The sequence below is a fragment of the Streptomyces sp. NPDC006365 genome (assembly GCF_042870755.1).
Lineage (GTDB): Bacteria > Actinomycetota > Actinomycetes > Streptomycetales > Streptomycetaceae > Streptomyces > Streptomyces xiangluensis.
In genome coordinates this window covers 328375-342542 of the sequence record NZ_JBIAHS010000008.1, presented here as the reverse complement: position 1 = coordinate 342542, position 14168 = coordinate 328375, and the positions used below count along the sequence as shown (strand labels likewise).

Below are 14168 nucleotides of genomic sequence, written 5' to 3'. Positions count from 1 at the left end.
GACCCCGCTCTCAGACCGCCCTCACACCCAGGTATCCAGCCACATCCGTGAACGCCAGGTGTCTATCGGGATGGCCTGGCCGGTGTAGATCGGCCAGAAATAAATGAAGTTCCACGCGATCAGCAGGACCAGGACGCCCGCCGTCGCCGCGCCCGCCACGCGGCGGCGTTCGGTCGAACCTGGCGGGCCCAGGATCGCGCCGATCATCATCGCCAGGGCCAGGCAGAGGAAGGGCAGGAAGACGATCGCGTAGAAGAAGAAGATCGTGCGCTCCTGATACATGAACCAGGGCAGATAGCCGGCCGCGATACCGCAGGCGATCGCGCCCGCGCGCCAGTCGCGGCGGAAGAACCAGCGCCACAGCACATAGAGGATCGCGAAGCCCGCGGCCCACCACAGCAGGGGCGTGCCGAGGGCGAGTACCTCGCGGGCGCACTTCTCGCCCGCGTCGACGGGGCAGCCGTCCTTGCCGGGCTTCGGGGACTCGTAGAAGTACGAGACCGGGCGGCCGGTGACGATCCAGCTCCACGGGTTCGACTCGTAGGTGTGCGGCGAGGAGAGGCCGACATGGAACTCGTACACCTGGTGCTCGTAGTGCCACAGGCTGCGCAGCCAGTCGGGCAGGAACGTCCAGCTGCCGCCCTTGCCCTCGGTGGCCGCCCAGTTCCGGAAGTAGCCGCCGGTGCCGTCGGAGGGGGACAGGATCCAGCCGGTCCACGACGCGAGATATGTGACGATCGCCACCGGCACGGTTGCCACGAACGCCAGGCCGGTGTCGCGCTTGAGCACCGCCTTGTACGGGTGCCGGGCGCCCGCGACCCTGCGCGAGCCGACGTCCCACAGGACCGTCATCAGGCAGAACGCGACCAGGACGTACAGACCGTTCCACTTGGTGCCGATGGCGAGACCGAGCATCAGCCCTGTCGCCCAGCGCCAGGGGCGCAGACCCAGCCGGGTGTGTTCCGCCGTGTGCGCGTCAGGGCGTACGACCCCGTCCTCGGACGGCGGCAGCGCGGCGGCGAGGCGTTCGCGCGTCCTGTCCCGGTCGATGACCAGGCAGCCGAAGGCCGCGAGTACGAAGAACATCACCACCTGGTCGAGCAGCGCCGTGCGGCTCATCACGAAGTGCAGCCCGTCGACAGCCATGAGGGCGCCCGCGAGGCAGCCGAGGAACGTCGAGCGGAACAGACGGCGGCCGATCCGGCACAGCATCAGCACGGACAGCGTGCCGAGCACGGCCGTCATGAACCGCCAGCCGAAGGGCGTGAACCCGAACAGCCACTCGCCGAGCCCGATCACGTACTTGCCGACCGGCGGATGGACGACGTACGCGGCCTCCGACGGGATCCGGACGTCGCCGTTGTTCTTCAGGATCAGCTCATTGGCGTCCTTGGCCCAGTTGACCTCGTAGCCGCGGTGGAGGAGTGCCCAGGCGTCCTTGGCGTAGTACGTCTCGTCGAATATCACCGACTTCGGGCTGCTCAGGTTCCAGAACCGCGTCAGGCCCGCGAGCAATGTGACCAGCAGAGGGCCCACCCATGCCGACCAGCGCACCAAAAGCGTGGCGGCCGGCTTCGACAGCCCGAACGCCGCCCACAGACGCGGGCTGGGCTGCGCGTACGCGGGCGCCAGACGGTCACGGACGTCGCTTCTGGCCGGGCTCGTGTAGCCGAACCGGCGAAGCCGCAGCTGCCACGACGGCTGCCGCTCTTCGACGCCCTCTGCCTGCCGGGTGTCCGTGTGGGACGCGGTACTGGTCACCGCGCCATCGTAGGGAACCCTTCTGTGCGAGTCCCCTTCATCGGCCCTGCGAGGATGGAACCGTGACAGGAACCCTTGTACTCGCAGGCACTCCCATCGGGGACGTCGCGGACGCACCGCCTCGGCTGGCCCAGGAGTTGACGGCCGCCGATGTGATCGCCGCCGAGGACACCCGGCGGCTGCGCCGACTGACCCAGGCACTGGGCGTGCAGCCCGCCGGACGGGTCGTGTCGTACTTCGAGGGCAACGAATCGGCCCGTACGCCCGAACTCGTCGAGGCCCTGGCCGGCGGGGCGCGCGTGCTGCTTGTGACCGACGCGGGGATGCCGTCGGTGTCCGACCCCGGCTACCGGCTGGTCGCGGCGGCGGTGGAGAAGGACATCCGGGTGACCGCCGTGCCCGGACCGTCCGCCGTGCTCACCGCGCTCGCGCTGTCCGGGCTGCCTGTCGACCGGTTCTGCTTCGAGGGGTTCCTGCCTCGGAAGGCGGGCGAGCGGCTCTCCCGGCTGCGGGAGGTCGCGGGGGAGCGGCGCACGCTTGTGTACTTCGAGTCGCCGCACCGGGTCGACGACACGCTCGCCGCGATGGCGGAGGTGTTCGGCGCCGAGCGGCGGGCTGCCGTGTGCCGGGAACTGACCAAGACGTACGAGGAGGTCAGGCGGGGGCCACTGGAGGAGCTTGCGGCCTGGGCCGCGGAGGGTGTTCGCGGGGAGATCACCGTTGTCGTGGAAGGGGCGCCGGAGAAGGGCGCCGAGGAAGTGGACGCTGCGGAACTCGTGCGCCGAGTCCGGGTGCGGGAGGAGGCGGGGGAGCGGCGTAAGGAGGCCATCGCCTCCGTCGCCGCGGAGGCGGGGCGCCCCAAGCGCGAGGTCTTCGACGCCGTGGTCGCCGCGAAGCGCTCCGCGCCTTGAGACCGGGCGTTGCGGGGAGCGCCGTTGAGGGTTGCCGAATTCTGCGGCGTGCGGGTTGTTTGTGGTTGCTCGCGCCCCGCGGCGGAGCCGCATGTGTCGCAGCCCCGCGCCCCTGTGGGGCGCACCCCGTGCGCCCCATGCGTGAGTAAAGGCGCCCCGGCAAACGCAAAGCTCAGGTCCCGTATTCAGGGCCTTCGGACAAAGAACTGCCAAGACGGGTCCAATAGTCGGCAGGTTCCATGCACTTGCTCCGTCAGAAGAGTCCACTGGGTGACGGGACGCACCCGTCCCCGCCTCCGCTCCCCCGGAGGCGTCAGACCAGCGGACCTAGGAGCTGGCATGAGTGAGATGGCCGTCGTGCACGAGTCGTATTCGTTCGCCTGTATGCGGTGCGGGCACGGCTGGGAGCAGTCGTACGAGATCGAGCATCACATCGACGCCGAGGGCAGCGAGTTCGTGATGTACGTGGCCGACGGCCAGGTGGTGCCGTCGCCGTTGAGCCGGCCCACCTGCCAGAACTGCGACGGTCATGTCGTACGGATCATGCGCCCGGGGCAGGTGTCCTCGGCGCTGAACTCCCTGCACCCGCGTCGCTCCCGCTCGGTGCCGCACCAGGCGGAGCAGCCCGAGGCAGAGTCCGCGGAGCCCAGTGAGCGCCACCACTGGCACCTGTCCGATCTGCTCCACCCGTTCCACCACCGCAAGGCGGGGTGAGGACCGGGAGGGCCGCTTCGTAAAATCGGGGCATGCCCTCCAACGCCGAAGCCCCGCCCCTCCCGGACCCCCTCCGTGTGCCCGTCGCCGACTCGCACACCCACCTCGACATGCAGTCAGGCACAGTCGCGGAGGGGCTCGCGAAGGCCGCGGCGGTCGGTGTGACGACGGTCGTGCAGGTCGGCTGCGACCTGAAGGGTTCGCGTTGGGCGGCCGAGACGGCCGCGGAGTACGAGGCCGTGTACGCGACCGTCGCGTTGCACCCCAATGAGGCGCCGCGGATCGTCCTCGGCGATCCCGACGGATGGTCCCGGCAGGGCGCCCGCGAACCCGGCGGAGACGGCGCGCTGGACGAGGCGCTCGCCGAGATCGACCGGCTCGCGGGCCTCCCGCAGGTCAAGGGCGTCGGGGAGACGGGGCTCGACTACTTCCGCACGGGACCCGAGGGCAAGGCTGCCCAGGAGCGGTCGTTCCGGGCCCATATCGAGATCGCCAAGCGGTACGGCAAGACCCTGGTCATCCACGACCGCGACGCCCACGCCGACGTGCTACGTGTGCTCAAGGAGGAGGGCGCGCCCGAACGCACCGTCTTCCACTGCTACTCCGGGGACGCGGAGATGGCCGAACTGTGCGCCGAGAACGGCTACTTCATGTCCTTCGCCGGGAACATGACCTTCAAGAACGCCCAACCCCTGCGCGACGCCCTCGCCGTGGCCCCCCTCGAACTCGTCCTCGTCGAGACGGACGCGCCCTTCCTGACCCCCGCGCCGTACCGCGGACGGCCTAACGCCCCGTATCTCATTCCGGTCACGGTCCGCGCGATGGCCGCCGTACGGGATCTGGACGAGGATGCGCTGGCGACGGCCCTCGCAGCGAATACGAAGCGTGCCTTCGACTACTGACGCATAACGCCCACAGGGGAGCATTACCGGGCGTCGCGACGACGCAACGTAGTCGTCGTGCCTTGGAGAGTGACGGCCGCTCCGCTAGGTTCTCCGCGCCCGATCCGGAGGACCCCCTGGAGCGTGTCGTCGTGAGCATTTCGCAGTACGAGACGTATGGCCCGACGTACGAGAACGATCAGCCGAACGATCAGCCGTACGCCGCTGAGGATCCGCAGGGGTACGTGGACACGTACCGGCCCGCGTACGAGACCCAGCACGAGGTCCACTACGGGACCCATCCCGAAGCCGCCACCGAACCCCAGCTGCCCCGCCCGCTTCCGCCCACGATCGAGCTGCCCGGCACCTACGGCGGCAGGGCCGAGGCGCGCCGGGCGGCGCGGCGCCAGAAGGCCGCCGAGCGGCCGCAGGCGGTGCGCCGACTGGTGCCGCGGGCGCTGGTCGTCGCCTTTCTGGCGGGCGGCACCACCGCGTTCGTCGCCGACGACAAGGCGATCGAGCTGACCGTCGACGGCAAGCCCCGCACGCTGCACACCTTCGCGGACGACGTGAGCGAGCTGCTCGCCGACGAGGGCGTCGAGGTGGGCGCCCACGACGTCGTGGCGCCCGCCCCCGGCACCCCGCTGACCAGTGGTGACGAGATCGCCGTACGGTACGGACGGCCTCTGCACCTCACCCTCGACGGCCGGCCGCGCACGGTGTGGACGACGGCGCGCACGGTGGACGGGGCGCTGAGGGAGCTCGGGGTGCGGGCGGAGGGCGCGTACGTATCGGCCCCGCGCTCCCGGAGGATCGGACTGGAGGGGCTGACCCTCGACGTCCGCACCGAGCGGACCGTGACGGTCATGGCGGACGGGCGGGCTCGGACGGTCCGTACGAACGCCGCGACCGTCCTCGAGGCCGTGGAGGGCGCCGGGATCACCCTGCGCGGACAGGACACCACGTCCGTCCCGCCCGGGAGCTTTCCGCGCGACGGGCAGACGGTGACGGTGCTGCGGATCACGCGCACGAAGGAGGTCCGCGAGGAGCCCATCGCGTTCGGGGTGCGGCGGACGCTGGACGCCTCGTTGTTCCGGGGCACCGAGGTCGTCGAGCAGGCGGGGCAGCCCGGCATGCGGCGCGTCACCTACGCCCACCGCACGGTCAACGGCGTCCGCTCCAAGCCGCGCCCGCTCGACTCCGAGGTGGTCCACGAACCCCGCACCCAGCTGGTGAAGATCGGCACCAAGCCCCTGCCGGAGGCTCCCGCCGATGTCGACGGCCTCAACTGGAGCGCGCTCGCGGCCTGCGAATCCGGGGGGCGGCCGGGGGCGGTGGATCCCTCCGGCACGTATGGCGGCCTCTACCAGTTCGACACTCGGACCTGGCAGAGCCTCGGCGGTACCGGGCGACCGCAGGACGCGTCGGCGGCGGAGCAGACGTATCGGGCGAAGAAGCTGTACGTACGCAGGGGGGCGAGTCCTTGGCCCCACTGCGGGGGGCGACTGTACACCTGACCTGCGGGTGAGTGGGGGAAGGGTTTCTTTTCCCCAGCCCCGCCCCTTCCCGAAACTGAGGGCTGCGCCCCCAGGCCCTGCCAGGGGGTAGGGGGTGACACGGCGTGTCGCGGCTGCGGGTGCGTCGTGGCTGGTCGCGCAGTTCCCCGCGCCCCTCAAAAGCAAAGCCTGCGACTCCCGGCGCCCAGGGAAATCCCGTACCCCCAACTACCCGCAGCCTCCCACCGGCGGGAGGGGACGTGGGCCGGTGCGTCGTATGCCCGTCGCGTAGGTTCCGTCTCAGGCCACCCGCGCCCTGTATCAGCCGAAGGGCCGTATGCCCACCCAGCGACGGGCTGACGCACCGGCCCACGGCCCCGACCCCCAACGAACCCAGGGGCGCGGGGCTGCGACATCAGCGGCTCCGCCGCGGGGCGCGCCCAGCCACAGACGGCCCGCACCCGACGACGAACCCACCCGCCCAACCGCCGGAGGCCCCCGTACCCTTGCGGACGTGAGCAGCACCCCCGCCCCCGACGCCCTCCTGGGCCCCGCCGACATCCGCGAACTCGCGGCAGCGCTCGGCGTCCGCCCGACGAAGCAGCGCGGACAGAACTTCGTCATCGACGCCAACACGGTCCGCCGCATCGTCCGCACCGCGGACGTGCGCCCAGAGGACGTGGTCGTCGAGGTGGGCCCGGGCCTGGGCTCCCTGACGCTGGCCCTGCTGGAGGTGGCGGACCGGGTCGTCGCCGTCGAGATCGACGACGTACTCGCGGGCGCGCTCCCCGCGACGATCGCGGCCCGCATGCCGGAGCGAGCCGACCGTTTCGCACTGGTGCACTCCGACGCCATGCAGGTGACCGAACTCCCAGGCTCCCCGCCGACCGCCCTGGTCGCGAACCTCCCCTACAACGTCGCCGTCCCCGTGCTGCTGCACATGCTCGAGACCTTCCCCACCATCGAGCGCACGCTCGTGATGGTGCAGTCGGAGGTCGCCGACCGGCTGGCCGCGGCGCCGGGTTCGAAGGTCTACGGCGTGCCGTCGGTGAAGGCCAACTGGTACGCCGAGGTCAAGCGGGCCGGTGCCATCGGCCGCACCGTCTTCTGGCCCGCACCGAACGTGGACAGCGGGCTCGTCTCCCTCGTCCGCCGCACCGAGCCCCTCAAGACGACGGCGTCCAGGCGCGAGGTCTTCGCCGTGGTCGACGCCGCCTTCGCCCAGCGGCGCAAGACCCTGCGGGCCGCGCTCGCCGGCTGGGCGGGTTCGGCGGCGGCAGCGGAGTCCGCCCTGGTCGCGGCGGGCGTCTCGCCGCAGGCACGGGGCGAGGCCCTGACGGTGGAGGAGTTCGCACGCATCGCGGAGAACAAGGAGCGCGGAGAGCAGTGAGCGTGACGGTACGCGTCCCGGCGAAGGTCAACGTCCAGCTGGCCGTGGGCGCCGCCCGCCCCGACGGCTTCCACGACCTGGCGAACGTCTTCCTGGCGGTCGGCCTGTACGACGAGGTCACGGTCACGGCGGCGGACGAGCCGCGCGTCACGTGCGACGGGCCGGACGCCGATCAAGTTCCCCTGGACCACACGAACTTGGCGGCCCGCGCGGCTCAGAAGCTGGCTGCACGTCATGGCCTCGCCCCCGACGTGCACATCCACATCACCAAGGACATCCCCGTCGCCGGCGGCATGGCAGGCGGCTCCGCCGACGCCGCCGGCGCACTCCTGGCCTGCGACGCCCTCTGGGGTACGAACACTTCCCGGGCCGAACTCCTCGACATCTGCGCCGAGTTGGGCAGCGATGTACCGTTCAGCCTGGTCGGCGGGGCCGCGCTCGGCACGGGCCGGGGCGAACAGTTGCGCCCGCTGGAAGTCGGCGGCACCTTCCACTGGGTCTTCGCCGTGGCCGACGGCGGCCTTTCGACCCCGGCGGTGTACGCGGAGTTCGACCGCCTCACCGAAGGCGTCGAGGTTCCCGAACCACTCGCGTCCCAGCCCCTCCTCGACGCCCTCGCGAAGGGCGACCCGACCGCCCTCGCAGCCGCCCTCTCCAACGACCTCCAGCCCGCGGCCCTGTCCCTGCGCCCGTCCCTGGCCGACACCCTTGCCGCGGGCACGGCGGCCGGTGCCCTCGCAGCCCTGGTCTCCGGCTCGGGCCCGACGACGGCGTTCCTGACCCGGGACGCGGCGTCCGCGACGAAGGTCGCCGAGGCACTGCTCGCCTCGGGCGCATGCCGCACCGCCCGGCTCGCACCCTCGCCCGCGCCCGGCGCGACGGTGCTCTGAGCCTCCGGGGCGCGTCATCACAAAGAGTGACGATCCCCGTACGCCCCGGCCCCTCGCCCGGAGGGCCTAGGCTGGAAGGCTGATCGATCCCCGCGTCAGGAGAGAAATGGCCGTCAACCTGGTCAATGTCGAGAACGTCAGCAAGGTGTACGGCACCCGTGCCCTGCTCGACGGCGTCTCGCTCGGAGTGTCCGAGGGAGACAGGATCGGCGTCGTCGGGCGCAACGGTGACGGCAAGACCACGCTGATCCGGATGCTCGCCAAGCTGGAGGAGGCCGACACCGGGCGCGTCACGCACTCCGGCGGTCTGCACGTCGGCGTGCTCACCCAGCACGACTCGCTGGACCCCGCGGCCACCGTCCGGCACGAGGTCATCCGGGACATGGCCGACCATGAGTGGGCGGGCAACGCCAAGATCAGGGACGTACTGACCGGACTGTTCGGCGGGCTCGATCTGCCGGGGTTCCCGCAGGGTCTTGACACCGTCATCGGGCCGCTGTCCGGTGGTGAACGGCGGCGTATCGCGCTGGCCAAGCTGCTGATCGCCGAGCAGGACCTGATCATCCTCGACGAGCCCACCAACCACCTGGACGTGGAGGGGATCGCCTGGCTGGCGAAGCACCTGCGGGAGCGGCGGTCCGCGCTCGTGTGCGTCACCCACGACCGGTGGTTCCTCGACCAGGTCTGCACGCGTATGTGGGACGTGCAGAAGGGCGATGTGTACGAGTACGAGGGCGGCTACTCGGACTACGTCTTCGCGCGCGCCGAGCGCGAGCGCATCGCGGCCACCGAGGAGGTCAAGCGGCAGAACCTGGTCCGCAAGGAGCTGGCCTGGCTGCGCCGCGGCGCCCCGGCCCGTACGTCCAAGCCGCGCTTCCGCGTCGAGGCCGCGAACGAGCTGATCGCGGACGTACCGCCGCCGCGCGACAGCAGCGAGCTGATGAAGTTCGCGTCCACCCGGCTCGGCAAGACCGTCTTCGACCTCGAGAACGTGACCGTGCAGGCCGGCCCGAAGGTGCTGCTGAAGCATGTGACGTGGCAGCTCGGCCCCGGCGACCGTATCGGCCTGGTCGGGGTGAACGGCGCGGGCAAGACCTCCCTGCTGCGGGCGCTGGCCGACGCGGCGTACAGCGGGGGCGAGCGGCAGCCCGAAGGCGGACGGGTCGTGGTCGGCAAGACCGTGAAGCTCGCCTACCTCTCGCAGGAGGTGTCCGAACTCGACCCGGCCCTGCGGGTTTTGCAGGCCGTGCAGCAGGTCCGCGACCGCGTCGACCTCGGCAAGGGACGCGAGATGACGGCAGGTCAGCTCTGCGAGACCTTCGGCTTCAACAAGGAGAAGCAGTGGACGCCGGTCGGTGACCTGAGCGGTGGTGAGCGCCGCCGGCTCCAACTCCTGCGGCTGCTCATGGACGAGCCGAACGTCCTCTTCCTCGACGAGCCCACCAACGACCTCGACATCGAGACCCTCACCCAACTCGAGGACGTCCTCGACGGCTGGCCCGGATCGATGGTCGTGATCTCCCACGACCGGTTCTTCATCGAGCGCACCACGGACCGGGTGTTCGCCCTGCTCGGCGACGCGACGCTGCGGATGCTGCCGCGCGGGATCGACGAATACCTGGAGCGGCGGCACAGGATGGAGGAGGCCGTGGCCGCCCGGACCCCCGTGGCGCCCCCCGCCGAGAAGCCCGGCATCTCCGCAGCCGACGCCCGCGCCGCCAAGAAGGAACTCCAGAAGATCGAGCGGCAGTTGGACAAGCTCTCCCAGAACGAGAAGAAGCTGCACGACCAAATCGCCGCGAACGCCACGGACTTCGGGAAGGTGGCCGAACTGGACGCCGACCTGCGCGAACTGGCCACCGAGCGCGAGGAGTTGGAGACGCGCTGGCTGGAGCTCGCAGACGACGCGTGAAGGCGGCGTGAAGGAGCGTAACGGGGGCATCACGGGCCGGTCCTCCCTTGGGAACAGGGGTTGGACCGGCCCTGAGTTCGAGCGGGACATGGTGATAGAAAGGGCCGTCTGAGAACCGTCTGAACTGTCTGAGTACGACGCTGAGTACAACTCCGTATTCACTACGTACTTCTAGGCGTGGCTAAAAATCAGTGATGAAGGGGGAACGCGCTGATGTCTCAGCCGCCCAACCAGCCGCCACAGGGCGGGTTCGGAGCTCCACAGGATCCGGGCGGGCAGTACCCGGGCCAGGGAACGCCTCCGCCGCCCGCGCAGCCGCCGCAGGCTCCACCGCCTCCGCAGGGCGCGCCGCAGACGCCGCCGCAGGGCGGAGCCCCGGGGACTCCGCCCGCGCCGCAGCCCGGTTACGGCTACCCCCAGCAGCCCGGCCCGTACAACCAGCCGGGTCCGTACGGCCAGCAGCCAGGACCGTACGCCCAGCCGGGACCGTACGCCCCGCAGCCCGGCCCGTACGGACAGCCTCAGCAGCCCGGCCCCTACGGTCAGCCCGGTTACGGCTACCCGCAGCAGCCCCAGTTCCCCGGCCCGCCCGGCATCCCGCCGGGTGGCGGCTCGCGCAACCCCTTCAAGGGCAAGCCCGCCATCATCATCGGAGCCGCGCTGGCCGCCGCTCTCGTCATCGGCGGCACTGTGTGGGCGGTCTCCAGCGGTGATGGCGGCGACAAGAAGCCCGAGGCCCAGAAGAGCGGTGACGCCCAGCCCAACCCGGGCGAGGACCCGATCAACCCCGGCGACGGTGACGGCGGAGGCGGCGAGGGCACCGAGGACCTCAACGCGGGCCGCCAGGCGGGCGAATCGAAGGTGCTCTGGTACAAGGAGGGGCCGGATGCGCCCGGTTCCGGTGCCGACGCCCCCGGTATGTGGATCACCGACAAGACCGCGGTGAAAGCCGCGTACAAGCAGGTCCTCGCCTACAACGTCAGCGACGGCAAGCCGGCCTGGCCCGAGATCACGCTCCCGCAGGAGATCTGCTCGGTCACCCCGGAGAAGACGACCAACGACAAGATCGTCGTCGCGTACAAGGCGGGCACCAAGGACACCGCCGACTGCAACCAGCTGATGGAGATCGACCTCAACACCGGCAAGAAGGGCTGGACCGAGGAGATCCCGGAGGGCGAACTCTTCGACAGCATGCTCCAGCTCGGACTGACCGTCACCGGAGACACGTTGGTGGTCGGCCGCGGGCAGTCGGGCATCGGCTACGACGTCTCGACCGGCGACAAGCTGTGGGACAAGAAGAGGTACGGCTCGGCCTGCTTCCCGGCCGCGTTCGCCGGCGGCAACAAGCTGATCGCCGTCTCGTCCTGCGCGGCCGGCAGCGACAACGAGCACGACGAGGTGCAGGAACTCGACCCGGCCACCGGCAAGGCCAAGTGGACCTGGAAGGTCCCCAAGGGCTGGCAGGCCGCGCGTACGTACTCCACCGACCCCGTCGTCATGTACCTCACCAACGAGGACAAGAAGCAGTGGAACATCTCCACGCTGAACAACGGCACGGTGACCGCGCAGGTCGACATCGACGAGTCCTTCGCGCCGGAGTGCGGCTGGGCGATCCTCTCGCGTGATCTGCAGGGCTGCCAGGGCGTCGCGGCCGACAAGAACACCCTCTACCTGCCGACCGACGCGAAGACCGGCGCCAACGAGATCGTCGCGATCAACCTGGCGACCGGCAAGGAGAAGTGGCGCACCAAGTCCCCGGTGGAAGAGAGCATGCAGCCGCTGAAGATGGACGGCACGAACCTTCTCGCGTACGTCCAGCCGTCGTACGACTCGGGCGGCCGGATCGTGTCCATCCCGACGGGCAGCGGCTCCCACACGCCGAAGAAGCTGCTGCAGAACCCGCAGGGCACCGCGAAGATCGAGAGCGGCTTCTACTCGAAGGACGTGGACTACGTGGACGGGCGCTTCTACATCTCCACGACCCGGCTGACGGGCCGTGACGAGGCGCAGGAAAAGCTGATGCTGGCCTACGGCAAGTGACCGCCCCTCGTCCCGCCCCCACTCCCTTTCTTCTCCGAGTTTTCCGAGGTAACCCGTCATGAGCCAGCCGCCGCCCCCGCCCAACCAGCCGCCGCAGGAAGGCGGTTCAGGCGCACCCCAGGATCCGCCGCCGGGTGGCTTCGGGGCTCCGCAGAGTCCGCCGCCCGGTGGTTTCGGCGCCCCGCAGGACCCGCCGCCGAACGGTTTCGGGGCTTCCCAGGATCCGCCTCCGGGTGGTTACGGCGCTCCGCAGAGCCCGCCACCAGGCGGATTCGGCGCGCCGACCCCGCCACAGGGCACCCCGCCGAACCCCGGCTACGGCTACCCGCAGCAGCCCCCGCAGGCACCCGGGACCCCGCCCCCGACGACCCCGCCCCAGCCGTACGGATACCCGCAGACCCAGCCCCCGGGCCAGCCCGGTTACGGCTACCCGGGTCAGCAGCCCCAGTACGGCTACCCGCAGCCCTCGACGCTGCCGCTCCAGCCGCAGGCGCCGGGCGGCGGACGCAAGCTCAACGCCCAGCTGATGATCATCGTCGCGGCGGTCCTGGCCATCGGCCTCATCGTGGGCGGGGGCGTCTGGTACGCGTCCTCGACCGGAGGCGACGACAAGAACGACGCCTCCGGTACGTCCGGCGGCACCGGCGGTGAGGACGGCAAGGGCGACGAGGGCAAGAAGGCCCCCGACGGGGGCGGCTCGGAGAAGGTGCCGTCCAGTACCAGCGCCAAGGTCCTCTTCCAGGTCCCCCAGCCCGCAGTGCCCGACGACGAGGTCTGGAGCGTGGCGGGCTCCTGGCTGACGGACAAGGTGTACGCCAAGGCGGGCCTCGGCGAGGTCGTCGGCTACGACCCGGCCACCGGCAAGGAGACCTGGACGATGCCGCTGGCGGGTCACACCTGCGCGGCCTCTCCCGAGGTCACCAAGGACGGTGTGGCCGTGGTGATCTCCGAGGCGTCCAAACGCAGCAAGACCAACAAGTACCCCGGGTGCACCGAGGTCACGGCCTTCAACCTGAACACCGGCAAGCAGCTCTGGACCAAGTCCGTGGGCGACGGCAGCGAGAAGGCCAAGTTCGAGGAAGCCAGCATCACCGGCACCACGGTCGCGGTGGGCGCCGGCCTCGACGGCGGCGCGGGCTTCGACCTCACGACCGGCAAGGCCCTGTGGCAGCCGAAGGTCGAATCGTGCGAGGACCTCGGTTATCGCGGCGGCGAGCAGCTGGTTGCCGTGCGCAAGTGCGGTGAGTACGGCGAGGAGAAGCTCGAGGTCCAGCTGCTCAACCCCAAGGACGGCAGCGTCCAGTGGACGTACAAGCTCGCCGACGGCATCGACAACGCCAAGGTGATCTCCACCAAGCCGGTCGTGATCGGTCTGGACTCCGATGAGATCACCTCGTCGGGCGCCACGGACGTCTTCTCGCTCGACGAGAGCGGCCAGCTGCGTACGAAGATCACGCTGGAGGACGGACGGTACGAGCACGACTGCGGCGTCGGCAAGATCCACGACTGCAAGGGGATCGTCGTCGGCAACGACAAGCTCTACGTTCCGACGAAGCAGCACGACGGGACCAAGGAGTTCAGCCGCACCAACGAGGTGATCTCCTTCTCGCTGGCCTCCGGCAAGACGGCGGGCGACCGCGCCGACGCCGGTGACGGCTACGAGATGTTCCCGGTCCGGATGGACGGCGGCGACATCATCGCGTACAAGCAGGGCCCCTACGACAAGGGCTCCGAGATCGTCTCGATCGACGGTGGCAGCTTCAAGCAGACCACGCTCCTGGTGACCCCGGCCACGGAGCAGGTCCGCAACGCGATCAGCAGCATGGTCCCGAAGTCGTCCGAGCTGCTCTACACGAACGGCCGCCTCTTCATGGGCCGGGACCTGATCAGTAAGCCCTCGTCCTCCTTGGATGGGGAGAAGTACACGACGATCGGATTCGGCGCGCAGTAGGGCGTACGACGATCGAGAGGCGGCCGTTTCCGGTCGTACGACGATCAAGGCGTCCCTACGTGGATCAAGGCCCCGTCCCTGCTCAGGGACGGGGCCTACGCTTGTCCTCGCTCGTTTCCTCGCTCGCTCACGAATGCGAGGAATTTTGGCAATCCGGGGCACTTCTCACCGGTAGGGGAAGCGCAACGTCGAACAAGCGTGTAGCTTCCGGGGGATGGAGAG

General features: G+C 70.2%; 10 protein-coding genes. 9 read left to right on the top strand and 1 reads right to left on the bottom strand.

Going from position 1 to position 14168, the window contains the following annotated elements; translation table 11 throughout:
• Positions 1 to 21 precede the first annotated feature (21 nt).
• On the bottom strand, positions 22 to 1761 hold the full coding sequence (locus tag ACFYO0_RS23745) for a dolichyl-phosphate-mannose--protein mannosyltransferase (RefSeq protein WP_388679269.1): 1740 nt from the start codon (positions 1759 to 1761) through the stop codon (positions 22 to 24).
• Positions 1762 to 1823: 62 nt separating this feature from the next.
• Here ACFYO0_RS23745 and rsmI point away from each other — a divergent pair, with 62 nt between their 5' ends.
• The 9 genes from rsmI (at position 1824) to ACFYO0_RS23700 (ending at position 13946) form a co-directional block, all read left to right on the top strand.
• Positions 1824 to 2672: a 16S rRNA (cytidine(1402)-2'-O)-methyltransferase gene (gene rsmI / locus ACFYO0_RS23740; RefSeq protein ID WP_388679266.1), complete on the top strand. Its 849-nt coding sequence runs from the start codon at positions 1824 to 1826 to the stop codon at positions 2670 to 2672.
• A 339-nt stretch (positions 2673 to 3011) separates the two neighbouring features.
• The gene (locus ACFYO0_RS23735) at positions 3012 to 3386 is read left to right on the top strand and encodes a hypothetical protein (RefSeq protein WP_388679264.1); all 375 of its coding nucleotides are present in this window, start codon (positions 3012 to 3014) and stop codon (positions 3384 to 3386) included.
• 32 nt (positions 3387 to 3418) lie between these two features.
• Positions 3419 to 4288 (top strand): TatD family hydrolase, encoded by an 870-nt coding sequence (locus tag ACFYO0_RS23730; RefSeq protein ID WP_388679261.1) that lies wholly within the window; start codon positions 3419 to 3421, stop codon positions 4286 to 4288.
• Positions 4289 to 4419: 131 nt separating this feature from the next.
• Positions 4420 to 5784, top strand: a complete 1365-nt coding sequence (locus ACFYO0_RS23725) for a ubiquitin-like domain-containing protein (RefSeq protein WP_388679258.1) — start codon at positions 4420 to 4422, stop codon at positions 5782 to 5784.
• A gap of 493 nt (positions 5785 to 6277) precedes the next feature.
• The gene (rsmA, locus tag ACFYO0_RS23720; protein ID WP_388679256.1) at positions 6278 to 7153 is read left to right on the top strand and encodes a 16S rRNA (adenine(1518)-N(6)/adenine(1519)-N(6))-dimethyltransferase RsmA; all 876 of its coding nucleotides are present in this window, start codon (positions 6278 to 6280) and stop codon (positions 7151 to 7153) included.
• Positions 7150 to 8043, top strand: coding sequence for a 4-(cytidine 5'-diphospho)-2-C-methyl-D-erythritol kinase (locus ACFYO0_RS23715; protein ID WP_388679253.1), 894 nt, complete (start codon positions 7150 to 7152; stop codon positions 8041 to 8043). The genes rsmA and ACFYO0_RS23715 overlap by 4 nt, the downstream gene beginning before the upstream one ends.
• Positions 8044 to 8149: 106 nt before the next feature.
• A complete protein-coding gene (locus ACFYO0_RS23710; protein WP_388679250.1) occupies positions 8150 to 9955 on the top strand; it encodes an ABC-F family ATP-binding cassette domain-containing protein in 1806 nt (601 codons plus the stop codon).
• Positions 9956 to 10168: 213 nt separating this feature from the next.
• Positions 10169 to 11995: a PQQ-binding-like beta-propeller repeat protein gene (locus ACFYO0_RS23705; RefSeq protein ID WP_388679248.1), complete on the top strand. Its 1827-nt coding sequence runs from the start codon at positions 10169 to 10171 to the stop codon at positions 11993 to 11995.
• Between the two features lie 58 nt (positions 11996 to 12053).
• The gene (locus ACFYO0_RS23700) at positions 12054 to 13946 is read left to right on the top strand and encodes a PQQ-binding-like beta-propeller repeat protein (protein ID WP_388679245.1); all 1893 of its coding nucleotides are present in this window, start codon (positions 12054 to 12056) and stop codon (positions 13944 to 13946) included.
• Positions 13947 to 14168 lie beyond the last annotated feature (222 nt).

Excerpts from the sequence above, each read along its gene's own strand:
- ACFYO0_RS23735 (WP_388679264.1), top strand. The coding sequence starts at position 3,012 with ATGAGTGAGATGGCCGTCGTGCACGAGTCGTATTCGTTCGCCTGTATG.
- ACFYO0_RS23730 (WP_388679261.1), top strand. The coding sequence starts at position 3,419 with ATGCCCTCCAACGCCGAAGCCCCGCCCCTCCCGGACCCCCTCCGTGTG.
- ACFYO0_RS23710 (WP_388679250.1), top strand. The coding sequence starts at position 8,150 with ATGGCCGTCAACCTGGTCAATGTCGAGAACGTCAGCAAGGTGTACGGC.
- ACFYO0_RS23705 (WP_388679248.1), top strand. The coding sequence starts at position 10,169 with ATGTCTCAGCCGCCCAACCAGCCGCCACAGGGCGGGTTCGGAGCTCCA.
- ACFYO0_RS23700 (WP_388679245.1), top strand. The coding sequence starts at position 12,054 with ATGAGCCAGCCGCCGCCCCCGCCCAACCAGCCGCCGCAGGAAGGCGGT.